Consider the following 24,371-nt stretch of genomic DNA (forward strand, 5'->3'; position numbering starts at 1 on the left):
CCCCCCTCCCTGCCCGGACCTGTCCACAAGGACCCTGATTGATGACCCCCGAGACCTCCCCACCGTCAAAACAGTCCCGCCCCGGTGCCACGGACCGCGGCGCCGGGCGTTCGCCGAAAACGGGGACGGGTACAGCTCTCGCCTTTCTGATAGCCGTGCTCGTCACGGGTCCCGCGTGCCTGTACGCCGTCTACGCGTCACCGCTCTCCATACGCCCGGCCGTCGCCTGGGCCGGCGGAGCCGCCGCCGTACTCCTCAGCATCTCCGTCGCCCTGGCCACGCGCGGCATCCTCCTCACCCGCCACCTGCGGGCGGTCGTCAAGAAGAAGGACGACGAGGCCGACGCCGAGCGGGCCGTGGCCGCGCACTTCGCCGACGTCGTCGTGCCGATCCTGGTCGAGCGGCTGCGTTCGGGGGCCTCCGCACAGACCGCGCTCGCGACGGTCCCGACCGTCGCCAACAACGCCTTCCAGCGCGTGCTGCACCTCCTGGCGAACGAGGTGCACCGGGGCGAGGGCATGCGGGCCGCGGCGATGGCCGCGTGCGCCAACGCCGCCGGCCGCGTCCAGGCCCTCGCGACGAGCATGGCCGCCGACCTCCGGGAGCTGGAGCACAAGTACTCGGACGAGGAGGTCCTCGGCGACCTGCTCCACCTGGACCACCGCACCGCGCAGACCGGCCGCCTCGCCGACTCGATCGCGGTGCTCACCGGTGCCCGTACCGGCCGTCGCTGGGCCAAGCCCATCGTCATGGAGAGCATCCTGCGCGGCGCGATGGGCCGTATCAGCGGTTACCAGCGCGTGCGGCTGCACTCGTCGTGCGAGCTCGCCGTCGCCGGGCACGCGGCGGAGGGCGTGATGCACGCGCTCGCCGAACTCATGGACAACGCCGCCAACTTCTCCCCGCCCACCTCCGAGGTCCACGTCTACGTGGAGGAGGCGTCGGCCGGAGTCATCATCACCGTCGAGGACGGCGGCCTCGTCATGGGCGACGTCGCCCTGCAGCGCGCGCAGCAGGCCGTCTCGGCGGAGTCCCTGGACCTCACCAACCTCTCCGGGACCAGGCTCGGTCTCGCCGTCGTCGGACGGCTGGCCCACAAGCACAACCTGTCCGTTTCCTTCCGGCCCTCGGCGCACGGCGGCACCGGGGTGCTGCTGATGGTCCCGCAGACGCTGATCACACAGCCGAAGAGAGAAAGCCAGGCCATGACGCGAGAGTCCGGCACCCAGCCTGGCGTCCAGAGTCGCCGTCCGGAGCGCACGGAACTCCCCTCGCGTACGGCACCGCCGCGTGCCGAGCCGGCGCGCTCTCCCGCCGCCGAACGCGGCGCCGACATCCCGACGCCGCGCACCGGGAGGGAGGGGCCGCTGAGCGGGCTGCCGAGAAGGCACCGGCCCGCCGGTGAGCCGGCGGTCTCCGCCGCGGCCTCGCGCCCGGCCCGCGAGCCGGAGCCCTCCCCCGAGCACGCGTCCGCCGGTGAGACTCCCGCGGAGCACGCTCCCGTGGAGGAGACCGGTGGCGGACTGCCGAAGCGGCGCCGCGGGCAGACCCTGGCCGCCGCTCAGCAGCGCACCTCTTCATCCGACGCCGACCGCGCGGCGGAGCCCGCGAGATCGGCAGAGCAGTCCGGCTCCCGGTTCGGCGCCTTCCGCCGTGCCGTACAGGGCGGTTCGTCGTCCCCCGAAACCAAACCGGACGACGCGGCCTCCCCCTCACCCTCACCCTCCTCGTCCCGCCCGGAGGACCACACCGAATGATCACCGACGGCAAGCTCGACTGGCTGCTGGAGAGTCTGCTGCGACGGACGCCGGGCACGCGGCACGCCCTCGTCCTGTCCCGCGACGGACTCAAGCTGTGCAGTTCCTCCGACCTCGATGCCGACCAGGCAGACCAGCTGGCCGCCATCTCCGCAGGCATCCAGAGCCTCTCCCACGGCGCGTCCGTGGAGTTCGGCAACGGCAGTGGCGGCGTACGCCAGGCGATGGCCGAGTTCTACGGCGGCATCCTCTTCGTCGTGGAGGCCGGCTCCGGAGCCCATCTCGCCGTGGTAGCGACCGAGGACTCCGACGTGGGCCTCATCGGCCACAACATGAACGAACTCGTGGAACAGCTCAGCGAGTACCTCACCACGCCTCCGCGGCAGCAGGACGAGAGCAGAGACCCGGCATGAAACGGCCGGGCCGGGACGAGGACCCGGACCGGCTGTACACCGTGACGGGTGGGCGCAGCCGGTCCAACTCGGACGCGTTCGACCTCGTGACGCTCGTCGTCAGCGAAAGTCAGCCCACCCCCGGGATGCAGTCGGAGCACGCCTCCATCCTGCGGATCTGCAGCTCCCCCACGGCGGTCGTGGAGATCGCCTCCGATCTCAACCTGCCGGTGAGCATCGTGCGGATTTTGCTGGGCGATCTGCATGCCGCAGGCCGGATCACCGCACGACATCCGCGCACGACAGCCACCGCCGCGGATCGACTTCCCGATCCCGAAATCCTGAAGCAGGTGCTCGTTGGACTCCGCAACCTCTGATCTCACCGGAACCCGCCCGCCGCTGCACAGCACAGCGGCCAACGGGCTGAAGATCGTGATCGTCGGCGGGTTCGGTGTCGGCAAGACCACGATGGTGCGTTCCGTCAGCGACATCCGCCCCCTCAACACCGAGGAGACGATGACGCGTGCGGGCGAGGGCGTCGACGACACCACAAACGTCGAGAGCAAGACGACCACCACCATCGCCTTCGACTTCGGACGGATCAGCCTCAACGACACCACGGTGCTCTACCTGTTCGGGGCGCCTGGGCAGGAAAGGTTCTGGTTCCTGTGGGACCGCCTCTTCACGGGCACCCTCGGCGCCGTCGTGCTCGTGGACACCCGCAGACTCGTCGACTCCTGGTACGCCATCGACCGTCTCGAACAGCACGGCATGCCCTTCATCGTGGCCCGCAACGACTTCGGCGGACCGCACTACTCGGCCGAGGAGGTACGCGAGGCCCTCGACCTGTCCGAGGACGTGCCGCTCATCGAATGTGACGCCCGTTCGCGCGAATCCAGCAAGGAGGTGCTGATCACTCTCGTGAACCACCTCTACCGGCTTTCCTCCTCCGCCCGGGAGAACGCACCATGACAACTCCCCCGTCGCAGTCCGCCGCCGGCGCCCCCGCCGGAAGCCCGGACCCCGCCGCCGGCTGCCCGGTCGATCACGGCGCCGTCGCCATGTTCGGCCCCCGCTTCATCAACGACGACCGCGACGAGCTCTACCGCGACATGCGCCGCCAGCACGGCGCCATCGCACCGGTCACGCTGCCGGGTGACGTACCCGCCTGGCTCGTCCTGGGCTACAAGGAGCTGCACCACATCACGGAGAACCCGGCCCTGTTCACCCGCGACTCGTCGGTGTGGAACATGTGGGACCGCATCCCGCCGGACTGGCCGCTGATGCCGATGGTGGGCCGCCAGCCCTCGATCCTCTACGAGGACGGCGAACGGCACGCCCGCCGCTCGGCGTTGGTCAGCGACGCGCTCGGCGAGGTCGACCCGTTCGAACTGCGCGGCTACGCCGAGCAGAACGCGGACGCGCTGATCGACTCGTTCTGCAGGCTGGCCGAGGCGGATCTGATCTCCCAGTACGCCAAGAAGCTCCCCGCCCTCGTCCTCGCCAAGCTCTACGGGTTCACCGACGAGGAGGGCGCGGCTCTCGTCCCCAGCATCAACGCGGTGGTGAACGGGTCGGCCGACGCCCTGCAGGGACGGCAGCACCTGCAGAGCTCCATGGGCGCGCTGCTGCGCTCCCGCGCGATCTCGCCCGCGGCCGACGTCTCCACGCGCATGCAGACGCACTTCAACTCGGGCGAGTTCTCCTCCGAGGAGATCCTCGAGGACATGATGGTCAACATCGTCGCGGGCCATGACCCCTCGGCCGACTGGATCGGCAACTCGATGCGGCTGATGCTGACCGACGAGCGGTTCTCCGCGTCGCTGAGCGGGGGACGCAACAGCGTCGCCGAGGCGATGAACGAGGTGCTGTGGGAGGAGACTCCGTCGCAGAACATCGCCGGCCGGTGGACGACGCGGGACACGCACCTGGCGGGCAAGCGCATCAGGTGCGGCGACCTGCTCATCCTCAGCTTCGCCGGCGCCAACGCCGACCCGCAGATCCGCCCGGACCGGACGGCCTTCACCGGCGGCAACAGCGCGTTCCTCTCCTTCGGCCACGGCGCGCACCGGTGCCCCTACCCGGCGCAGGAGATCGCCGAGGGCATCGCGCGCACGGGCATCGAGGTGCTGCTGGACAGACTCCCCGACGTCGACCTCGCCGTGCCGCCGGAGGAGCTGCGGTGGCGGCCGTCGCCGTTCCTGCGAGGACTGGAGTCCCTGCCGGTCACGTTCACACCCACCTCGGCACTGGGAGGCGGCCGATGACGTCGTGCCCCGTGACGGGCGCCGGCGGTACGGCCGGCGGAGCGGCGCCGGAGAGCGCGGACGAGCCGATCGTGCTCGACCCGCTGGTGCGAGACCTGTTCGGAGAGGGCGCGCGGCTGCGCGCCGCCGGCCCGCTCGCGGAGGTGGAGTTGCCCGGCGGTGTCCGGGTGTGGGCGGTGACCCACCACGCCGAGGCGCGGAAGCTCCTCACCGACTCGCGTCTGGTCAAGGACATCTCCCGCTGGGGCGCCCGGCAGCGCGGGGAGATCCCGGACAGCTGGTCGATGATCGGACTCGCCGATCCCGGCCCCAGCATGCTCACCTTCGACGGCGCCGAGCACCGCAGGCTGCGCACCCTCGCCGCGCAGGCCCTCACCCCGCGGCGTGTGGAGGCGATGCGTCCGCGCATCGAGGCCATCACGGCGGAGCTGCTGGACGAGCTGGAAGGGGCGGCGGACTCCAGCGGGGAGGTGGACCTCAAGGCCCACTTCGCGTACCGGCTGCCCATGAACGTCGTCAGCGAGCTGATGGGCATCGATCCGGCGCGGCATCCGCGGCTGCGCGACCTCTACGACGGCTTCTTCTCCAGCGTGACGCCGCCGGAGAAGGTGCTCGCCATCATCGGTGAACTCAACGAGCTCTTCGCCGGTGTCGTCGAGGAGAAGAAGCGCTCCCCCGGCGACGACCTCACCAGCGCGCTCCTGCAGGCCGGCGACGGCGGCGACCGCCTCAGCGACGAGGAGGTCAACGCCACGCTCCAGCTGATGATCGCGGCAGGCCACGAGACGACCATCAGCCTTATCGTCAACGCCGTCGTCGCCCTGCTCACCCACCCCGGGCAGTTCGCGAAGGTCCGGGCCGGTGAGGCGAGTTGGGAATCCGCGATCGAGGAGACGCTGCGGTGGAACGCGCCGACCACGCACGTCCTCATCCGCTTCGCGACCGAGGACGTCCCGGTGGGCGACCGCGTCATCGGCGAGGGTGAGGCGCTCGTCGTCGCCTACGGTGCCATCGGCCGCGACACCGTCCAGCACGGCCCGGCGGCGGACGAGTTCGACGTGACGCGCTCCCCCAACCGCCATCTCTCCTTCGGCCACGGGCCGCACGTCTGCCCCGGCGCGCCGCTGTCCCGGCTTGAGGCCGGGATCGCGCTGCCCGCTCTCTTCGAGCGTTTCCCGGAGATGTCCCTCGCCGTGCCCGCGCACGAATTGCGCAACAAGCCCGCTGTCACGCAGAACGAGCTGTACGAACTGCCGGTGCGGCTGGGCCCGCACGCCTGAACCGGGCTCGCTGCCCGAGAGCCGGCCCCTGGCCGCGTCCGTTCAGCGCCGCGGGCCCAGTTCAGCGCTGAGGGCTCAGCCCGGAGGCGGCCAGCCCGAACAGCCTGGCCGCCCGGACGGCGGGGTCCGGGCAGTGCTCCGTGGCCAGGACGATGCCCACGATCAGCGTGATCAGGTCGGTGGCGGTGACGTCCGCCGCCACCGCGCCGTCCCGCGCCGCCCGTCGCAGCAGCGGCTCCGCCGCCTCCTCCAACGCCGTGGAACAGGCGTTCTCGTGCGCCGATCCGGCTCCGTCGCCGTCGTAGGCGAGCGCGGCGGCCAGCCCCCGGGCGGAGGCGGCGTAGGAGACGACGTCGCTCAGCCAGTCGAGCAGTGCCCGCCGGCTGTCGCTCCCGCTCTCCAGTTCGGCGGCGCGGACGCACAGGGCCTCGACCCGCTTCTGGGAGACGGCTTCGAGCAGCGCCCGGCGGGTCGGCAGGTGTCTGCGCACGGTCGCGGAGCCGACTCCGGCGACACGGGCGATCTGCTCCAGGGACGCGGCGGCGCCGTGCGCGGCGACCTCCTCCTCGGCCACGGCCAGGATGCGCGCGTAGTTGCGCCGGGCGTCCGCGCGACGGTGGTCCGGCATGGACGTCACCTCCCGATTCACTAAACGGCGGGGCCCGCCGTATCGTATCCGAACAGAAACGGCGGGCCCCGCCGTTTCGCTTTCGGGAGCACCTCGAGGGAGAGACATGTCCGCAGACTCCGCACCCGTACTGGTCACAGGCGCCACCGGCAACCAGGGCGGCGCCACCGCCCGCGCCCTCCTCGCGGCGGGCGTTCCCGTCCGCGCCCTGGTGCGCGACCCGGACAGCGCACGCGCCCGGGCCGTCGAGGCGTTCGGCGCCCGGCTGGTCGCCGGCGACCTCAACGACCGCTCGTCGGTGGCCCGGGCCGCCGAAGGGACCCGCGCCGTCTTCTCCGTGCAGATGCCCGCCATGACCGCGGACGGATTCGACTACGACGGGGAGGTGGCCCAGGGCGCCAACCTCGTCGAGGGCGCCAAGGCCGCCGGGGTGCCGCAGTTCGTGCACACGTCGGTCACCGGAGCCGGCCGGCACACCGGGGCTCCCGGCTGGGCCGAAGGCCGCTGGGCGTCGATGGAGCCCACCATGGGCGCCAAGAGCGCCGTGCAGGACCGGGTCCGCGAGGCCGGCTTCCGGCACTGGACGCTGCTCAAGCCGGGCTTCTTCATGGAGAACTTCCTGCCGTCCAAGGCCTTCCTGTTCCCCCGCGGCGTCGAGGGCGGCCTGGTGAGCGTCATCCGCCCCGGGACCCGGCTGCCCCTGGTCGCCGTGCGGGACATCGGCGCCGCGGCCGCCGCGGCCGTCGCCGCCCCAGAACGGTTCCACGGAGTCGAGCTGGAGCTGGCGAGCGACCTTCTGACGATGACGGAGATCGCCGAAGTCCTCTCCCGCGCCCTCGGCAGGCACCTGCCCGCTCCGGACATGACCGAGGCGGAGGCCCTCGCCGCCGGGATGCCGGGGATGGGCGCCTCGCACGAGTGGATGAACGTGGCGGAGCAGCCGGCCCGGCCGGAGTACGCGAGGGACCGGGGCATCCCTCTGACCGGTTTCGAGGCGTGGGCGCGGGAGCACATGGGGCCCACCGCCTGACCCGGCCCGCCTCCCCCGGACCCGGCCGTGCGGGACGGGTCCGGCAGGGGCCGATGCGGTACACAACCAGTGCGACAGCAATACTGTTCAAGACAGTTGCAGTGCACGGCGGCAGGGAGAGCGGCGGATGGAGCAGCAGCAGCGAGCCGGCCAGGGCGACGCGGACAGCCTGACCGTCGACCAGCTCGCGGCACGGGCCGGAGTCACCGTCCGCACCATCCGCTTCTACAGCACCCGCGGGCTGCTGCCGCCGCCCGCGATCGGACCGCGCCGCGTCGGCCGCTACGGACCGGACCACCTCTCGCGGCTCGCGCTGATCGAGGAGCTGCAGAACCAGGGCATGACCCTGTCGGCGATCGAGCGTTACCTGCAGCGGCTGCCCGACGACATGGACCCGCACGACCTGGCCATCCACCGCGCCATGGTGGCCTCCTGGATGCCCGACACCGTCGACGAGGCCACCCGCGGCGACCTGGAGCAGCGGGTCGGGCGCGAACTGACGGACGACGACCTGGAGCGGCTCGAGGCGATGAGCGTCCTGGAGAGCACGGACGACGCCGCCGTCTTCCGCGTCGACCCGGCGCTTCTCCACCTTGGGGTGCGGCTGCTGGACATGCCGCTCTCGCAGAGCACGATCGTCGCGGCCAGGGAGGCGATGCTGGAGCACGCCCGGGCGGCGGCGCGGGAGTTGAGCCGCCTCTTCAAGGACGAGGTGTGGGAGCCCTACCGGGACCGGGAGACCGACCCGGAGCGGGTGGAGAGGATGAAGTCGCTGTCGGCGCACATGCAGCCGATGGTGGTGCAGGCGCTGATGACGGCGTTCCAGCGGTCGCTGAAAGAGGAACTGCGGGGAGCCTTCCCGAAGGGAGGCCCCCCGCAGTCCGGCGGCGACGGCGTCAGTCCTTGAAGACCTCGCCCTTCTCGGCCTTCTCCGCCAGCAGCGCCGGCACGGCGAAGCGGTCGCCGTAGCGCTCCCGCAGCTCGCGGGCGCGCGCGACGAAACCGGCCGGGCCGCCCTCGTAGCCGTTGATGTACTGGATCACGCCGCCCGTCCACGGCGGGAACCCGATGCCCATGATGGAGCCGATGTTGGCGTCCGCGACCGAGGTGAGCACGCCCTCCTCGAACAGCCGGACGGTGTCCAGGGCTTCGGCGAAGAGCATCCGCTCCTGCATGTCCTCCATCGGGATGCCGGGGTCGGCGTCCTTGCCGAAGTGCTCACGCAGCCCGGGCCAGAGCTTGCCGCGCTTCCCGTTCTCGTCGTAGTCGTAGAAGCCCGCTCCGCCGCTGCGGCCGGTGCGCCCGAACTCGTCGACCATCCTGTCGATGACCTCGTCCGCGGGGTGGGGCTGCCACTCCACGCCCTCCGCCTCCAGCCCGCGCCTGGTCTCCTCGCGGATCTTGCGCGGCAGGGTGAGTGTCAGCTCGTCCATGAGCGAGAGTACCTTCGCCGGGTAGCCCGCCTGGGCGGCGGCCTGCTCGACGGTGGCGGGCTCCACGCCCTCGCCGACGAGGGCGACGCCCTCGTTGATGAAGTGCCCGATGACGCGGGAGGTGAAGAAGCCGCGGGAGTCGTTGACGACGATCGGGGTCTTCTTGATCTGCTGCACCAGGTCGAAGGCGCGTGCCAGCGCCTCCTCCCCCGTCCTCCGGCCCTTGATGATCTCCACCAGCGGCATCTTGTCCACGGGTGAGAAGAAGTGCAGGCCGATGAAGTCGGCCTGTCGCTCGACGCCTTCCGCCAGGGTCGTGATCGGCAGCGTCGAGGTGTTGGAGCACAGCAGGGCGTCCGGCTCGACGACGTCCTGGATCTCCTGGAAGACCTTGTGCTTGAGCGCCGGGTCCTCGAAGACCGCCTCGATGACGGCGTCGCAGCCCGCCACGTCCTGCGGGTCCGCGGCCGGGGTGATGCGGGCCAGCAGCTCGTCGCGCTTGGCCTCCGTCGTACGACCGCGCTTGAGCGCCTTCTCCAGCAGGCCCGCGGAGTAGGACTTGCCCTTCTCCGCCGCCTCCAGGGACACGTCCTTCAGGACGACCTCGATGCCGGCCTTCGCGCAGGAGTAGGCGATGCCCGCACCCATCATGCCGGCGCCGAGCACGGCCACCTTGCGCACCTTGCGCTGCTCCACGCCCTTGGGACGGCTGCGGCCGGCGTTCACGGCCTGCATGTCGAAGAAGAAGGCCTGGATCATGTTCTTCGAGATCTGGCCGGTGACCAGTTCGACGAAGTACCGGGCCTCGATGACCTGCGCCTCCTCGAAGCCGACCTGCGAGCCCTCGACCGCCGCGGCCAGGATGTTGCGCTGCGCGGGGTAGGGGGCGCCGCTGGTCTGCTTCTTCAGGTTCGCCGGGAAGGCGGGCAGGTTGGCGGCGAACTTCGGGTGGGACGGGGTGCCGCCGGGGATCCTGTAACCCGGCACGTCCCACGGCTGGTGCGACTCCGGGTTCGCGTCGATGAAGGCGCGCGCGGCGGCCAGCATGGCCTCCTCGCTGTCCACGACCTCGTGGACCAGGCCCTTCTCCTTGGCCTTGGCCGGGAAGTACTGCTGCCCCTGGAGCAGTACGTTCAGCAGGGCGTCGGTGACGCCCAGCAGCCGGACCGTGCGGGTCACACCGCCACCGGCCGGCAGCAGCCCGAGCGTGGACTCGGGGCAGCCGATCTTGGATCCCTTGGCGTCGAGGGCGACACGGTGGTGGCAGGCCAGGGCGATCTCGAAGCCCCCGCCGAGCGCCGCTCCGTTGATCGCCGCGACGACGGGCTTGCCCAGGGTCTCGATGCGGCGCAGGTCCCGCTTGATCTGCATGCCCGCCTCGAAGACCCGCTCGGCGTCCTCGGGGCGGGCCTGGATGAGGTCGTTGAGGTCGCCGCCGGCGAAGAAGGTCTTCTTGGCGGAGGTGAAGACGACACCGCGGACGTTGCCCGCGGCGTTCTCGCTCTCCAGACGGTCGGCGACGGCGGTCAGCGACGCCGTGAACGCCGCGTTCATGGTGTTGGCGGACTGGTCGGGATCGTCCAGTACCAGGGTGACGACGCCGGTCTCGTCCTGCTGCCAGCGGATGGTCGTGGACGTCGTGGGCTCAGACATGGTGAGTGCTTCTCCGTACGTGAGGGCGGGCCGTGTCGGGACGGTGGCGGGCTGCGGTTCAGATCCGTTCGATGACGGTGGCGCTGCCCATGCCCCCGCCGACGCACAGCGTCGCCAGGCCGTAGCGCTGGTCGCGGCGCTCCAGTTCGTCGAGGAGGGTCCCCAGCAGCATCGCGCCGGTGGCGCCCAGCGGGTGGCCCATGGCGATCGCCCCGCCGTTGACGTTGACCTTCTCCAGCGGCAGTTCCATGTCCTTGGCGAAGCGCAGCACGACGGCGGCGAACGCCTCGTTCATCTCCACCAGGTCCATGTCGGCGGCCGTGAGGCCCGCCTTCGCGAGCGCCTTGCGGGAAGCCGGCGCCGGTCCCGTGAGCATGATCGTCGGGTCGGCCCCGGAGACGGCGGCGGAGAGGATGCGGGCGCGGGGCCGCAGGCCGTAGCGCTCGCCCACCTCGGCGCTGCCGATGACGGTCAGGGCGCTGCCGTCGACGATGCCCGAGGAGTTGCCCGCGTGGTGAACGTGGTCGATCTCCTCGACCCAGTGGTACTTCTGCAGCGCCACCGCGTCGAAGCCGCCCAGCTCGCCGATGTCGGCGAAAGAGGGCTTCAGCCCCGCGAGGGAGTCGGCGGTGGTGCCCGGCCGCATGTGCTCGTCGCGGTCGAGGACGGTCATGCCGTTGCGGTCGGTGACCGGGACGACGGAGTTGTCGAAGCGGCCGTCCTTCCATGCCTGGGCGGCCAGCTCCTGCGAACGTGCCGCGTACTCGTCGACGTCGCGCCGGGAGTAGCCCTCGATGGTCGCGATGAGGTCGGCGCCGATGCCCTGCGGTACGAAGCCCGTCTCGAAGCTGGTCATGGGGTCCATGGCCCAGGCGCCGCCGTCGGAGCCCATCGGCACGCGGGACATCGACTCGACGCCGCCCGCCAGGACGAGGTCCTCCCAGCCCGAACGGACCTTCGCCGCAGCGAGGTTGACCGCCTCCAGGCCCGAGGCACAGAAGCGGTTCTCCTGCACGCCGGCGACCGTGTCGGGCAGTCCGGCGGCGATCGCCGCCGTCTTGGCGATGTCGGAGCCCTGGTCTCCCAGGGGGCTGACGACGCCGAGCACGACGTCGTCGATGGCGTTGGGGTCGAGGTCGGGGTGGCGGCGGCGCAGCTCGTGGATGAGCCCGACGACCAGGTCGATCGGCTTGGTGCCGTGCAGCGCGCCGTTGGCCTTCCCGCGGCCGCGCGGGGTGCGGATGGCGTCGTAGATGTACGCTTCGGTGCTCAAGATCAGCAGCCTTTCGGGGCGGGTCGGTCAGTCGAGCAGGGAACGGCCGACGATCTCTTTCATGATCTCGGTCGTACCGCCGTAGATGGTCTGAATGCGCCCGTCGGTGAAGGCCCGGGCGACGGGGAACTCGTTCATGTAGCCGTAGCCGCCGTGCAGTTGGAGGCAGCGGTCGGTGACGCGCTTCTGGAGCTCCGTCGCCCACCACTTGGCCATCGAGGCGTGCGCGGCGTCCAGTTCGCCCTTTCCGTGGTCCTCGATGCAGCGGTCGAGGAAGGCGCGCGTCACCGCGCACTCCGTGGCCATCTCGGCGATCTCGAAGCGGATGTGCTGCAGCTTCGCGAGCGGCCTGTTGAACGCCTTGCGTTCCTTCACGTACGCGGTGGTCTGCGCCAGGACCTCCTCCGCGCCGGCGATGGCGCCCACGGCGATCGTCAGCCGTTCCTGGGCGAGGTTCTCCATCAGATGGATGAACGCGCCGTCGAGCCGGCCGAGCAGGTTCTCCTTCGGCACCCGGACGTCGTTGAAGAACAGCTCGGCGGTGTCCTGGGACTTCTGGCCGATCTTGTCCAGGTTGCGGCCGCGTTCGAAGCCCTCCATGCCCCTCTCGACGACGAGCAGGCTCAGGCCCTTCGCGCCGCCTTCGGGCTGCGTCCGGGCCACCACGATGACCAGGTCGGCGAGGATGCCGTTGGAGATGAACGTCTTGGAGCCGTTCAGCAGCCAGTGGTCGCCCTTGTCGGCCGCCGTGGTCGCGATGCCCTGAAGGTCGGAGCCGGCGCCCGGTTCGGTCATCGCGATGGCCGTGACGATCTCGCCCGAGCAGAAGCCGGGGAGCCAGCGCCGCTTCTGCTCGTCGGTGGCGAGGGAGGTCAGGTAGGGCCCGATGATGTCGTTGTGCAGCCCCACGGCGAGGCCGGCCACCCCTTTGCGGGTGAACTCCTCCGCGAGCACCGCCGAGTAGCGGAAGTCCTCCGCGCCTCCCCCGCCGTACTCCTCGGGGACGGCGAGCCCCAGCAGACCCTGCCGGCCTGCCGCGAGCCACGCCTCGCGGGAGACGATCCCGTCCTTCTCCCACTGCTCGTAGTACGGCTCGACCTCCTTCGTCAGGAAGGTCCGCACGGTCTCCCGGAAGGCTTCGTGGTCCTCGTCGAAGATCTGGCGCTTCATCGGTGCTCCCCTTCGGGCCTGGGCGTCTCGCCTGCTTCGCGTGTGCGCTTCGCGGCCGTGGTCTGCGGCCCGCGGCTCACAGCCAGTTCTTGACCTTCTCGATCAGCCCGGCCGGGTCGGGACCGACGGGGACGACGTTGAGCATCGTGACCCCGGCCTCGCGGAACGCCTCGATGCGCTCGCGGACGTAGCCCTCGGGGCCGCAGAGGGAGACCAGTTCGCAGAACTCGGCCGGAACAGCCGCTTCCGCTTCCTTCTTCTTCCCCGCGAGGTAAAGGTCCTGGACCTTCTCGGCGGCCTCCTCGTAACCGTACGCCCGCGCGACGTCGTTGTAGAAGTTGCGGCCCTTGGCCCCCATCCCGCCGATGTAGAGAGCGATCAGGGGACGCACGGACTCGCGTACCTTCGCGGCGTCCTCGCCCACCGCCAGCAGCGTCCCGGCCGAGATCTCCAGGGGTCCGCGCTCCGGGTCGCGGAGCGCGGCGCCTTCCGCGAGCGCCGTGCCCCACACCTGCTCGGCCTTCTCCGGCACGAACAGGTGCGGCAGCCAGCCGTCCGCGATCTCAGCGGTCATCTTGACGTTCGCCGGCCCCAGAGCCGCCACGTAGAGAGGGATCTCCGCCCGCTCGGGACGGTTGAGGAACTTCAGCGGCTTCCCGAGCTTCCCGCCCTTCTCGGCGGGCAGCGGCATGTCGGTGATGCCGTGGTGGTCGATGATCTCGCGCCGCCAGATGCGCCGGCACAGCTCGACCGTCTCGCGGGTGCGGCCCAGGGGCTTGTCGTACCGCTTGCCGTGCCAGCCCTCGACGACCTGCGGACCGGACGCGCCGAGGCCCAGGATGGCGCGCCCCTCGGACAGGACGTCGAGCCCCGCGCCGGTCTGGGCGATCAGCGCCGGGGTACGGGAGTAGACGTTGATGATGCCCGCGCCGATCTGCATACGTTCGGTGCGGGCCGCCAGATACCCCATGACGGTGGGCGAGTCGAACCCGTAAGCCTCCGCGACCCAGACCGCGTCGAGACCCGCGGCCTCCAGCTTCACGATCTCCTCGGCGGCTGTGCGGGGGTTCTCGGCGTACTGGAGCGGAGTGGCGATCTTCATGCGTCGGCGTCCTCGGCGGGGTCGGTGTCGTCAGGGGTGCGGTCGGCGGTGCCTGTGCGGTCGGTGGCGCCGCGGTCGGCAGCGCCGCGGTCGTCTGCGTACGGGGAGGGCGCGGACTGCGGTGTGGAGGCCGCGGACCGGGAGCCCTCCGGTCGTGAGTCTTCCGGAACGAGACCGGGCACGCCCCAGTCGCGCGCCACGTCGGCGGTGTCGGCGCCGGGCACGGCGGGCGGGCGGCCGACGGCCGTGGGCGTCGCCGAGAAGCGGGGCGCCGGAGCGGGCTGGGTGATCCCGCCGTGCTCCACGAAGGTGCCGCGGGCGGCGAGGTGCGGATGGCCGGGAGCCTCGCGGAGAGAGAGCACGGGCGCGACGCACGCGTCGGAGTCCTCGAAGACGGCGGCCCACTCATCCCTCGTACGCTCCCGGAAGCGGGCCGCCACGGCGGTGCGCAGCTCCTCCCAGGCGCCGGGGTCCGCACGGTCCGGCAGGTCCTCCCCGGCACCGAGCAGCCGCACGAACTCGCTGTAGAACTGCGGTTCCAGAGCACCGACGGCCATGAACCCCCCGTCGGAGGTCTCGTACGTGCCGTAGAACGGGGCCCCGCCGTCCAGCAGGTTCGCCCCGCGGCGGTCCTGCCAGGCGCCGGCAGCCATCATGCCGTGGATCATGGCGGACAGATGGCTCGTGCCGTCCACGATCGCGGCGTCCACGACCTGGCCCTCGCCACCCTCCGCGCGTGCGTGCTGGAGCGCGGCTAGCACGCCGATGACGAGATAGAGCGAGCCCCCGGCGTAGTCGCCGAGCAGGTTCGCAGCCGGGTAAGGCGGTCCCGCGGCCGCCCCGGTCAGGCCGAGGACGCCGGTGAGGGCGATGTAGCCGATGTCGTGCCCGGCGCGCTGGGCCAGCGGTCCGTCCTGCCCCCAGCCGGTCATCCGCCCGTAGACGAGCCGGGGGTTGCGGGCGAGGCACTCCTCGGGGCCGACGCCGAGACGTTCGGCGACGCCCGGGCGGTTGCCCTCGATGAGGACGTCGGCGCGCGCGACGAGGCCGAGCGTCGCGGCGACGCCCTCCTCGGTCTTCAGGTCGAGGGTGACGCTGCGCTTGTTGCGGTTGGTGACATCGCTCCGGGGGTCGATGCCCAGCGCCGCTCCGCCGGGCCTCTCCACGCGTACGACGTCGGCACCGAGGTCACCGAGCACCATCGCGGCGAAGGGGCCGGGGCCGATTCCGGCCAGTTCGACGACGCGCACACCGCGGAGCGGGCCGCCCCCGCTCCCCGCCGCTGCCGTCATCGAAGCTCCTATGTGACACAACTGATGTAACACCAACGATGCTAAGAAGGCGCCCCCCTTTCCACAACCCCGGAAGTGAGGCAGCGGGGCACCGGGGCAGTGGCATGCGCCACACACCACAGTGCCGAGGTAAGCAGCCACCCCGCCCCCTCGCCGGTTCACCCTCCCGAGGGATGACACGGATGGAAGTGCTGCGCGATACTGAGCGGAACAGGCATGGAAAACGCAGTTTCACGCAGGACTCTCCCTTGCGCCCCGGGCCGCCGGGGAGCGTGGAGAGGCGCCGCCGCGGGCGGTGCGGGCCTGCGCTGAAGACGTACGGGAAAGGGGTGGGGCCATGAGCGGATCCACGCACATGGAGCGGGAGTTGACGAGCCAGCCGGAGACCTGGCGCAGAGCCGCGGAGCTGGCGGCGTCCGGAGTCCCGCTGCCCGCAGCGGGCCGGCGGGTCGCCGTCGTGGGGTGCGGCACCTCGTGGTTCATGGCCCAGTCGTACGCCGCTCTGCGCGAGAAGGCGGGGCTCGGCCTGACGGACGCCTTCGCGGCGTCGGAGGCGCTGCTGGGAGCCGGCCGGGAGTACGACGCGGTGGTGGCCGTCACCCGCTCCGGCACCACCAGCGAGGTGCTGCGGCTGCTCCGGGCCGTCAGAGGCCGCATCCCCACGGTCACGGTGCTCGGCGCCCCCGGCACCCCGGCCGAGGAGGTCTCGGACGAGACGGTGCGGCTGCCCTTCGCCGACGAATCCTCCGTGGTGCAGACCCGGTTCGCCACGAGCGCCCTCGCGCTGCTGCGCGCGCACCTCGGTGAGGATCTGTCGGCTGCCTTCCGGGACGTGGAAGAGGCGCTGACGGTCCCGATGCGTCAGGAATGGGTGGACGCCGAGCAGTTCACCTTCCTGGGCACGGGCTGGACGGTCGGGCTGGCCCATGAAGCCGCGTTGAAGATGCGCGAGGCGTCGCAGTCCTGGACGGAGTCCTATCCGGCGATGGAGTACCGGCACGGGCCCATAGCCGTCGCCGCCCCGGGCCGTGTGACGTGGGTTCTCGGTGCCTTGCCGGACGGGCTGGAGGCTGAAGTGTCGCGTACCGGCGCCCAGTTCGTGCACCACGGGCAGCGCGATCCGCTGGCCGAGCTGGTGCTGGTGCAGCGGGTGGCGCTGGAACGTGCCCGAGCCCGCGGGCTCGACCCGGACGCCCCGCGCAGCCTTACCCGTTCGGTGATGCTCGACGACGCTTCCTGAGCACGCGCCTGGAGACGCCCTCCGAGTCGCCCGGCCTGCCTTCACCGATCCCGACAGCCCGTCCGCAGCACTAGTCCGCAGCCCCCGTCCCTGTCCTTGTCCCAGTCCCCCGTCCAAGGAAGCCGGAACATGCCCCTCGTCAGCACGGCGTCGATCGTCGACGCGGCCCGCGCGTCGGGAGCCGGCGCGCCTGCCTTCAACGTCCTCCACCTGGAGACCGCGGAGGCCCTCGTCGCGGCGTCCGAGCGCGCCGGCGTGCCGCTCATCCTCCAGATCAGCGAGAACTGCGTGCGGTACCACGGCAGCCTGCTGCCGGTGCTGCGTGCCACGCAGGCGCTCGCCGAGCAGTCCCGGACCGGCATCTCCGTCCATCTGGACCACGTCACCGACGCCGCTCTGGTGCGGGAGGGGGTGGAGGCGGGCGTGCGCTCCGTGATGGTCGACGCCTCGGCGCTGCCGTACGAGGAGAACGTCGCGGCCACCGCCGAACTCACCGCCTGGTGCCACGACCGGCAGGTCTACGTGGAGGCGGAGCTGGGCGAGGTGGGCGGCAAGGACGGAGTGCACGCGCCCGGGGCCCGTACGGACCCGGAGGAGGCGCTCGCCTTCGTCGGTGCGACGGAGGTCGACGCGCTCGCCGTCGCGGTCGGCTCCTCGCACGCGATGCGCGAGCGGACGGCCGTGCTGGACAAGGAGCTGATCCGCGCGCTGCGGGGGCGGCTGCACGTCCCCCTCGTGCTGCACGGCTCCTCGGGGGTGCCCGACGAGGAGCTCCGCGCGGCGGTCGCCGCGGGCATGACGAAGATCAACATCTCGACGCATCTCGTGTCCGTCTTCACCGGGGAGGTGCGCCGCGTGCTCGGGGAGCAGCCGGAGCTGGTCGACTCCCGGAAGTACGCGGCCCCCGCGCGGGAGGCCGTCGCGAGGGAGGCGGAGCGGCTGCTGGGCGTCCTCGGGGCGGGCGCCCGGTGAAGCGTCCCGAGCGGATGAACGCCCTGCTGGAGCTGCTGGGCGAGCGCGGCCGGCTCGACGTCGACGAGGCGGCGACTGCCCTTGAGGTGTCTGCCGCGACGATGCGTCGCGACATGGACGCTCTCGCGGAACAGCAGTTGCTCAAGCGCACCCGCGGCGGAGCGGTCCTCAGCTCGGTGACGTACGACCTTCCGATCCGCTACAAGGGCGGTCACCACGCGGCGCAGAAGCGGGCGGTGGCGGAGGCCGCGGCCGGCAAGGTGTCGAGCGGGGACGTCGTGGGCCTCAGCGGCGGCACGACGACCACGGAGATCGCCCGAGTGCTGGCGACCCGCCCGGAGTTCGCGGACCCGGGTCCCCACCCCCACCTGACGATCGTCACCAACTCCCTCAACATCGCCTACGAGTTGGCCGTCCGCCCGCAGATCAAGATCGTGGTCACGGGCGGGGTCGCACATTCCCGGTCCTTCGAGCTGTCCGGGACGCTCGGCGAACTCGTTCTGAAGCAGCTGACGCTGGACGTCGCCTTCATCGGAGTCAACGGCATCGACCCGCAGTGGGGGGCCACCGTCCACGACGAGGCGGAGGCGACGACGAACCGGCTGATGGCGCAGCGTTCGGCGGAAGCCGTCGCGGTCACCGACTCCTCGAAGGTGGGCAGACGCTGCTTCGCGCACGTCGGCGGTCCGGACGTCTTCGGCATGCTGATCACCGACGACGGGATGGACGAAAGCGCGCGGGAGGACTTCACGGGAGGCGGCTGGAAGGTGCAGACGGCTCCCCCGTCCGACGACGGCTGACGCGCGACGAGCACCTCCGCCGCCCGGCCCCGCCCTCGCCGCCACGCGACGCCCCAAGTCGCCAAGTCGCCTCTGCCACCCGTCCGTTGCAGGTCGGCCGGTGCCCCGCGCGCAACCGCAGTGCCGCCACCTCGACGCCCTGGCCGCCCCGCCGTGGGCCCGCCCTCGGCTGTCTGACACCGGCGGCGGCCGAACACCTGAGCCCCGTCAGGACTGTTCGGGCTTCCGGGCCAGCAGGCATGCGTGCGGTCTGCTCACCCGCCCGCCGGGCTCCTGCTCCAGCCTCGCGGTGACGGCGAGTCCGGCCTCATCCAGCAGATAGGCCATGCGGCCCAGGGGAAGGAGATACGAATCGTAGGTCACCGGACGTCCGTACCCCCGGGTCGGCTGCAGCCGTTCGTCGCCGACGTAGTCTCCCCAGAGCAGGTAACCGCCGGGCGCGAGCGTGCGATGGAACTCGGCGAACACCGCCGGCAGCCACTGCGGGGGCGTGTGATGGGTGGAGTACCAGGCCAGGATGCCGCCGAGTTCGCCGTCCCTCGTCTCCAGCGCGGTCATCGAACCCGTGGTGAACCGCAGGTGCGGATAGGCCTGCCGGGCCAGCCCGGTCATCTTCGGTGACAGGTCGACGCCGAAGGCGGAGACCCCCAGCCCGTCCAGATGTGCCGTCACGCGGCCGGGGCCGCATCCGACGTCCGCGACCGGTCCGGTACCGGCCGTCCGCACGAGTTCGGCGAATCCCGCCAGCATCGCGCGCGACAGCGGGTCCAACGCGTCGGGAGGCGGGACGCGTTCGACGTAAGCGGCGGCCACCGTGTCGTACGACTCGCGGACGGCGGCCAGATAGGAGGGCTCAGTCATAGGTGCTGCCGCGCCCGAACCGGCCAACTGGCAGGCCGTACCGCGGCCTTGAGCCGATCCGCACGACTTCCCCGGCAGCACCCCAGCGGGGCAGCCGGGTACACGGGGAAACCAGCGAGCCACACCGGGAACGGGGCGCGGCAGGAAGGCCCCAGGGCGGGCAGAGCCCGTGCGCCGCCGGATTCCGCGGCGCACGGGCGAGTCCCCCGGGCGGCACCGTCCCGCTCAAGGCCGCGTTCCGCCGTGCGGGGATCGCCCTGACGGCTCCTCCCGCAAGGCCGGCAGCGGCACCTCCGCTACGCATCCCGCGTCGTCACCTCGAGCAGTGCCGCCCTGCACAGCGCGTCCGCTCGCCGGGTCGTCTCCGGCAGCCGGTAGCGCCGGGCGAGGCTCAACGTGTGGGCCTCCGCGGCCCGGAGGCTCACGCGGTGCCCTGCCGAGACGTAGACGGGCTTCACCCCGTCCCGCGTGCGCAGGGCGCTGCCGACCTCTTCCGTGCCGTCCATGAGGGGGGCCGAATCACCGCGGCCCGGACGGGGTTCCTCGCTGGTGAAGACGAACGGGTTCTTGGCGACGCCCATCGTCGGCACGCCGGTGAGCACGCCCAGATGGCTGGCGAGTCCGAACCGGCGCGGATGCGCCCGCCCGTACCCGTCGCAGACCAGCAGGTCCGGCTCGCGCCCCGACTGCTCGCGCAGCCTGACGAGCGCCTCCAGCAGGGCCGGCACTTCGCGGAAGGCCAGCAGCCCGGGCACGTAAGGGAAGGCGACCCGGCCGAACGCGGTCGCGCCGGCGATGACGTCCAGGGATTCCGCGTCGAGAGCGACGGCCGCAGCGGCGACGACGTCACGTGCGTCGTCGTAGGCGACGTCGAGTCCCGCGACGACGGTGCCGGACGCGCCGGGTGCCGGACTGTGGTCCGTCTCGTCCACACGCCGGCGCAACTCGTCCTGTACGGCGAGGGCCTCGGCCTCGGTTCGCGGCCAGTCCCCGGGAGGCGAAGGGATCTCCATGGGGGCGTCACGCTACAGCAGCGGCGTCCGGCGGCTGCCTGCCGTGCTCCGTCTCCACCGCCGTCGCGCCGGCGGCGCAACGAGCGGATCTCCGCCTTCCGCTAACGCCCTACTTGACACCCGTAGTGCCAGAATGCGCGTCATGGAGCGATCTTCACCAGCAGCGACGGACGGCGGCGCGGCATGTCCGGCGGACCCGGACGGCGCGGACAGCCGTACCGCGACGGCCGGCGGGCCCGGTCCCGAGGCCGTCCGGGCGGTACGTTCCGCGTCCGAACTGCCGGGCGTGGAGCATGCGTGGACCGCGCTCGGCGGTGACGCCGCCCTTCTCGAACGGGTCTCCTGCCGTGTGCGTCCCGGGCTGCTGCCCGCCCGGCTGCCCGTACTCGGGCTCGCCCGTGCGACGGTCGCGGCGTGCTCCCTCGCCGCCGCGGAGCTCTCGGCCCTGCGCGCGGGGAACTCCTCGTCCGGAGCCGCGGCCCCCTCCCGCGTCCCGTCCGTGCAGGTGGACGACGGTGCTGTGGCGACGGCCTTCACGAGCGAGCGCCACCTGCGCACGGACGGCCGCTCCCCCGCCGGCTTCGCGCCCCTGTCCCGTTTCTGGCACACGGCTGACGGATGGCTGCGCACCCACGCCAACTATCCGCACCACCGTGCCCGCCTGCTCTCCGCCCTCGGCGTCGGCGAGGGTGGCCGGGAGGAGGACGCACTCGCGGAAGCGGTCGCCACCGAACTGGCGCAGCGCGCCGCCACGGAGGTGGAGGAGCGCGTCCACGCCGCGGGGGGCCTGGCTGTCGCGGTCCGTTCGGCAGCGGAATGGGCGGAGCATCCGCAGGGTGCGGAGGCCGCACGGCGTCCGCTGCTGAACACGGCCCGGATGGACCAGGCGCCGCCGCTCCCCCTGCCGGGGGCCTTCGGGCACAGGCCCCTGCACTCGGTCCGGGTGCTCGACCTCACGCGCGTCATCGCCGGGCCCGTCGCCACCCGCACGCTGGCCCTGCTCGGCGCGGACGTGCTCCGCGTCGACGCGCCGCAGCTGCCCGAGCAGCCCGAAGCCCACGCGGACACCGGCATGGGCAAGCGCTCGGCGCTGCTGGACCTCTCGTCCCGCGCGGGGCAGGCCGCCTTCGAGGAGCTGCTGCAGAAGGCGCATGTGGTGATCACCGGGTACCGCCCGGGCGCACTCGACCGGTTCGGGCTCGCCCCCGAGTCGCTCGCGGACAGGCGGCCCGGCATCGTCGTCGGGCAGTTGAGCGCCTGGGGCACTCACGGGCCGTGGCGCAGGCGGCGCGGCTTCGACAGCCTGGTGCAGACGGCGAGCGGCATCGCGTTCGAGGAGCGGAGGCCCGGTCCCGGCGGCGAGGACGCCCCCGGCGCGCTGCCCGCCCAGGCGCTCGACCACGGCACCGGCTACCTGCTGGCCGCGGCGGTGCTGCGGTCCCTGACGGAGCAGCGTCTCGGCCGCGGCGGTTCGGTGCTCGTACGGGCGGCGCTGACGCAGACCGCGGAGTGGCTGCTCGGCGGGCTGAGTGCACAGCCGGGCGGCTCGCGGACGCCCGCCCCGGAGCCGGTCCCGCCGGCTGACGGCTCCCCTGGCACCGCGCCGTACGATCCGTCGCCCTGGCTGAACCAGACACGCAGTCCGCTGGGACGGCTGCGGTACGCCCTTCCGCCTCTCGCGTACGACGGCGGTCCGTCCGACTGGTCCCGCCCGCCGGGGGCACTCGGCGCCGACCCCGTCGCCTGGTGGTGACCCGCCTCCGGACGGTACGGGAGGCCGGGCGTACGAGCGGCCGGACGGGTGCGGCCGCACGGACGTCGCGGCCGAGGGCCCACACCGGCGGCTGAGACCGACGACCCGGCCGACGCCTGAGGCCGGCGGCTGAGAGGGAACCAGGCAGCCGCGGCGGCCTCCATCAGCTGCACACCTAGGCTGCGGCCATGACCAGCCGTGTGACCACCGGGCTCACTGTCCTCGACGCCGGCGAGCTGACGTCCGGCGCGGAACCGGAGCCCCGGTTCGTGGAGTCCGCCCACCGGATCCTGGCCGATCTCGTCGGCGGCGGTGCCGCCCTGGGCTGGGTGGAGCCGCCCTCGCGGGACGATGTGGCGGAGCTCCTCGCCCATGTCGTCTCCGCGGTACGAGACGGGGACGCCGCTCTGCGCGCCGCCTTTCTCGACGGCCGGCTGGCCGGGTTGGGGTACTGGCTGCGCTACTCGCGGCCGACCCATCGTCCACACGCGGACCTGGAGAAGCTCGCGGTGGACGCCGCTGCCCACGGCCGTGGCGTCGGCAGGGCGCTGACCGCCGCCCTGATCGCCGACGCGAGTCAGGCGGGGATCGAGGTCCTCACCCTGGACGCACGCGGGGACAACGCCGGTGCCCTGGGCCTCTACCGGTCGCTGGGCTTCACCGAGTACGGCCGCCTGCCCGGATTCGTCGCCGTGGGCGAACTCCGCTACGACAAGGTCTTCTGCATGCTCGATCTCCGGCGGACCAGTCGCACGACCAATCAGGACTGACGGCGGGCTACTTGAGGACCGAGCGTCCCGCAGGCACGGGCGTCGCCTGCCGCCGGCCCGGAGGCTCGACGCGGGCACGGGCCCGCGCCCGTGCCCGCTGAGCGTCCATCGGTGCTGCTAGAGGGACTTGCCCTCGTCACCGCCGTGCGTCCCGCCCGGCTTGTCGATCTCGTGCCGCCGGCCGCGCTCACCGCTCTCCTCCTCGCGGCGGCGCTCGAGTTCACGCTGCGCGCGGCGCTCGTCGCGAAGCTGCTGCTTCTCCTCACGCGGAAGCTTCTTCACGACGCCGACGCCGCCCATGACGGTGAAGCCCGTGATCACCACGCGGGGCGCGTCTGAGTCCCCCGCCACCGAGCCTGACGTGTCGAAACCGCCCATGACGCCGACACCGCGCACCTCGACTCCGAGCCCCGGCGGAACGGTGACGCTCATCCCGCCCATCAGCGCGAAGCAGCGGATCACCACCTCGCGGTCCTCGAAGCGGGCGTCCCGCAGGTCGATCTCGCCGCCGCCCATGATGCCGAGAGCGGTGAAGACGCGCGGGACCGTCCACTGGCCCTTGCGGCCGAATCCGCCCATGACGCCCACGCCCCAACGGGACGTCGCCGCGCCGCCGATCCGCTCCGCCCAGCGGCGCCGCCTGCCCGGCGAGGGGGCGGGCTCGGAGCTTCCTTCCTCGAACCCGCTCACGGCGCCGTCTCCGGACGAGTGCTGCGGCAGGTCCCGTACGAGCGGGACCAACTCGCCCCGTGTGCGGGCCGCGTAGGCGCTGTCGAGCCGTTCCTGGAACTCTTCGAGTCCGAGCCGTCCCTCGGCCAGCGCGTCGCGCAGCACCTCGGCGATGCGCTCTCGCTCGGCGTCGGAGGCGCGCATCTCCGGCAGGTCGTCGGTCATACGGTCACCCTAGTACGCGGCCCGGTCACTGGACCGAGGCCAGCAGCCACTCGGCCAGTGCGACGGCGCCGAAACCCAGTACGAGCACTCCGCTGGCGACCCGGGTCCGGCCGCGCTGGCTGAGCCCGATGGCGGTGCCGGAGAGGATGAGCGCCATCCCGTAGAAGCCGACGGTCAGCACGGAAGGGGCGCTGACCAGGCGGACGAAGAGGGCCACCGCCACGGCGGCCATCACGACGCCGGAGACGACGATGCGGACCCTGCGGGCCTGGCGTGGCGTCAGCCCCGCGCGCTGCCGGTCCTCCTCCGCGTCCTCCGGGCCGGCGGCCTCGGCGGAATCCGCGGCGCCGGCTGCACCCGCAGCGCCGGCGGCAGCGGCAGTCGCGGCGTCCGTCCCGCCGTGCTTCTCCGCGCCGTGCGCGTCGTGATCTTCCTTGGCCTCGTGCGCCGGGTCCGCGTCGCCCGCGCCGTCTGGCTCACCTGGCGCCGCCACCGGGGGTCCCACCGGCCCGTCTGCCCCCTCCGGTCCGTCCGGTCCGTCCGATTCCTCGGGCCTTCCTGATGCCTCAGGCCCCTCCGCGCCGTCACGTTCCTCCGCGCCGCCGTGCACCGCCGCCGCACCCGTCCCGTCCCCGTCGCCCGGATCGCCCGCGGGAGCCGCCTCCTCCGGCTGCGCGGCGCCCGGGGCCGCGCTGTCCGGTCGGGGCGTCTCTCCTCCGTCGCCGCCACCGGGGGTCCCGGAGGCGGGCGGCTTCTCGTCGGTCGTCGGGCTTATGTTGGCTTCCGGCATG

23 protein-coding genes are annotated in these 24,371 nt (G+C 72.3%); 13 read left to right on the forward strand and 10 right to left on the reverse strand.

Going from position 1 to position 24,371, the window contains the following annotated elements; translation table 11 throughout:
- Positions 1-41: 41 nt before the first annotated feature.
- The 6 genes from IEY56_RS03520 to IEY56_RS03545 are packed head-to-tail and all read left to right on the forward strand — an operon-like array spanning position 42 to position 5,696.
- A complete protein-coding gene (locus IEY56_RS03520) occupies positions 42-1,757 on the forward strand; it encodes an ATP-binding protein (protein ID WP_189035554.1) in 1,716 nt (571 codons plus the stop codon).
- Positions 1,754-2,170: a roadblock/LC7 domain-containing protein gene (locus IEY56_RS03525; protein ID WP_045864609.1), complete on the forward strand. Its 417-nt coding sequence runs from the start codon at positions 1,754-1,756 to the stop codon at positions 2,168-2,170. The genes IEY56_RS03520 and IEY56_RS03525 overlap by 4 nt, the downstream gene beginning before the upstream one ends.
- The gene (locus IEY56_RS03530; RefSeq protein WP_189035555.1) at positions 2,167-2,526 is read left to right on the forward strand and encodes a DUF742 domain-containing protein; all 360 of its coding nucleotides are present in this window, start codon (positions 2,167-2,169) and stop codon (positions 2,524-2,526) included. The genes IEY56_RS03525 and IEY56_RS03530 overlap by 4 nt, the downstream gene beginning before the upstream one ends.
- Entirely contained in the window at positions 2,507-3,121 is a 615-nt protein-coding gene (locus tag IEY56_RS03535; RefSeq protein ID WP_189035556.1) for a GTP-binding protein, read from the forward strand. Before IEY56_RS03530 ends, IEY56_RS03535 begins: the two co-directional genes overlap by 20 nt.
- A complete protein-coding gene (locus IEY56_RS03540; RefSeq protein WP_189035557.1) occupies positions 3,118-4,416 on the forward strand; it encodes a cytochrome P450 in 1,299 nt (432 codons plus the stop codon). The genes IEY56_RS03535 and IEY56_RS03540 overlap by 4 nt, the downstream gene beginning before the upstream one ends.
- A complete protein-coding gene (locus tag IEY56_RS03545; RefSeq protein ID WP_189035558.1) occupies positions 4,413-5,696 on the forward strand; it encodes a cytochrome P450 family protein in 1,284 nt (427 codons plus the stop codon). The genes IEY56_RS03540 and IEY56_RS03545 overlap by 4 nt, the downstream gene beginning before the upstream one ends.
- A 61-nt stretch (positions 5,697-5,757) precedes the next feature.
- On the opposite strand, the gene IEY56_RS03550 is transcribed toward IEY56_RS03545, so the two are convergent.
- On the reverse strand, positions 5,758-6,324 hold the full coding sequence (locus IEY56_RS03550) for a TetR/AcrR family transcriptional regulator (RefSeq protein ID WP_189035559.1): 567 nt from the start codon (positions 6,322-6,324) through the stop codon (positions 5,758-5,760).
- A gap of 106 nt (positions 6,325-6,430) precedes the next feature.
- On the opposite strand from IEY56_RS03550, the gene IEY56_RS03555 reads away from it, so the two are divergent.
- Positions 6,431-7,354 (forward strand): NmrA/HSCARG family protein, encoded by a 924-nt coding sequence (locus IEY56_RS03555; protein WP_189035560.1) that lies wholly within the window; start codon positions 6,431-6,433, stop codon positions 7,352-7,354.
- A 127-nt stretch (positions 7,355-7,481) separates the two neighbouring features.
- On the forward strand, positions 7,482-8,261 hold the full coding sequence (locus IEY56_RS03560) for a MerR family transcriptional regulator (protein WP_189035561.1): 780 nt from the start codon (positions 7,482-7,484) through the stop codon (positions 8,259-8,261).
- Here the strand turns inward: IEY56_RS03560 and IEY56_RS03565 are convergent.
- From IEY56_RS03565 to IEY56_RS03585, 5 genes are all read right to left on the reverse strand, one after another.
- Positions 8,251-10,440: a 3-hydroxyacyl-CoA dehydrogenase NAD-binding domain-containing protein gene (locus tag IEY56_RS03565; protein WP_189035562.1), complete on the reverse strand. Its 2,190-nt coding sequence runs from the start codon at positions 10,438-10,440 to the stop codon at positions 8,251-8,253. The two genes, IEY56_RS03560 and IEY56_RS03565, sit on opposite strands and share 11 nt — an antisense overlap.
- Before the next feature lie 58 nt (positions 10,441-10,498).
- The gene (locus IEY56_RS03570; RefSeq protein WP_189035563.1) at positions 10,499-11,713 is read right to left on the reverse strand and encodes an acetyl-CoA C-acetyltransferase; all 1,215 of its coding nucleotides are present in this window, start codon (positions 11,711-11,713) and stop codon (positions 10,499-10,501) included.
- A gap of 27 nt (positions 11,714-11,740) precedes the next feature.
- Entirely contained in the window at positions 11,741-12,883 is a 1,143-nt protein-coding gene (locus IEY56_RS03575; protein ID WP_189035564.1) for an acyl-CoA dehydrogenase family protein, read from the reverse strand.
- Between the two features lie 76 nt (positions 12,884-12,959).
- On the reverse strand, positions 12,960-13,985 hold the full coding sequence (locus IEY56_RS03580) for an LLM class F420-dependent oxidoreductase (RefSeq protein WP_189035565.1): 1,026 nt from the start codon (positions 13,983-13,985) through the stop codon (positions 12,960-12,962).
- Positions 13,982-15,277, reverse strand: coding sequence for a CaiB/BaiF CoA transferase family protein (locus IEY56_RS03585; protein ID WP_189035566.1), 1,296 nt, complete (start codon positions 15,275-15,277; stop codon positions 13,982-13,984). The genes IEY56_RS03580 and IEY56_RS03585 overlap by 4 nt, the downstream gene beginning before the upstream one ends.
- 337 nt (positions 15,278-15,614) lie before the next feature.
- On the opposite strand from IEY56_RS03585, the gene IEY56_RS03590 reads away from it, so the two are divergent.
- From IEY56_RS03590 to IEY56_RS03600, 3 genes are all read left to right on the forward strand, one after another.
- Complete coding sequence (locus IEY56_RS03590) at positions 15,615-16,517, forward strand: SIS domain-containing protein (protein WP_189035567.1); 903 nt, start codon at positions 15,615-15,617, stop codon at positions 16,515-16,517.
- A gap of 129 nt (positions 16,518-16,646) precedes the next feature.
- Entirely contained in the window at positions 16,647-17,489 is an 843-nt protein-coding gene (locus IEY56_RS03595) for a class II fructose-bisphosphate aldolase (RefSeq protein WP_189035568.1), read from the forward strand.
- Positions 17,486-18,289, forward strand: coding sequence for a DeoR/GlpR family DNA-binding transcription regulator (locus IEY56_RS03600; protein ID WP_189035569.1), 804 nt, complete (start codon positions 17,486-17,488; stop codon positions 18,287-18,289). Before IEY56_RS03595 ends, IEY56_RS03600 begins: the two co-directional genes overlap by 4 nt.
- Positions 18,290-18,496: 207 nt before the next feature.
- Here IEY56_RS03600 and IEY56_RS03605 read toward each other — a convergent pair whose 3' ends face one another.
- Together IEY56_RS03605 and IEY56_RS03610 are read right to left on the reverse strand one after the other, a co-directional pair.
- Complete coding sequence (locus IEY56_RS03605) at positions 18,497-19,150, reverse strand: class I SAM-dependent methyltransferase (protein ID WP_189035570.1); 654 nt, start codon at positions 19,148-19,150, stop codon at positions 18,497-18,499.
- A gap of 296 nt (positions 19,151-19,446) precedes the next feature.
- Positions 19,447-20,163, reverse strand: a complete 717-nt coding sequence (locus IEY56_RS03610) for an endonuclease V (RefSeq protein WP_189035571.1) — start codon at positions 20,161-20,163, stop codon at positions 19,447-19,449.
- A 142-nt stretch (positions 20,164-20,305) separates the two neighbouring features.
- On the opposite strand from IEY56_RS03610, the gene IEY56_RS03615 reads away from it, so the two are divergent.
- Both IEY56_RS03615 and IEY56_RS03620 read left to right on the forward strand, forming a co-directional pair.
- On the forward strand, positions 20,306-21,916 hold the full coding sequence (locus tag IEY56_RS03615) for a CoA transferase (RefSeq protein ID WP_189035572.1): 1,611 nt from the start codon (positions 20,306-20,308) through the stop codon (positions 21,914-21,916).
- 188 nt (positions 21,917-22,104) lie between these two features.
- Positions 22,105-22,686, forward strand: coding sequence for a GNAT family N-acetyltransferase (locus IEY56_RS03620; protein WP_189035573.1), 582 nt, complete (start codon positions 22,105-22,107; stop codon positions 22,684-22,686).
- Between the two features lie 117 nt (positions 22,687-22,803).
- Here IEY56_RS03620 and IEY56_RS03625 read toward each other — a convergent pair whose 3' ends face one another.
- On the reverse strand, positions 22,804-23,580 hold the full coding sequence (locus tag IEY56_RS03625) for a DUF1707 SHOCT-like domain-containing protein (RefSeq protein ID WP_189035574.1): 777 nt from the start codon (positions 23,578-23,580) through the stop codon (positions 22,804-22,806).
- Positions 23,581-23,605: 25 nt separating this feature from the next.
- Positions 23,606-24,370 carry a hypothetical protein gene (locus IEY56_RS28245; RefSeq protein WP_229711582.1) on the reverse strand — a complete coding sequence of 255 codons (765 nt, stop codon included), beginning with the start codon at positions 24,368-24,370 and terminating at the stop codon, positions 23,606-23,608.
- Position 24,371: the final 1 nt, after the last annotated feature.

Source organism: Streptomyces daqingensis (genome assembly GCF_014645895.1).
Classification (GTDB): domain Bacteria; phylum Actinomycetota; class Actinomycetes; order Streptomycetales; family Streptomycetaceae; genus Streptomyces; species Streptomyces daqingensis.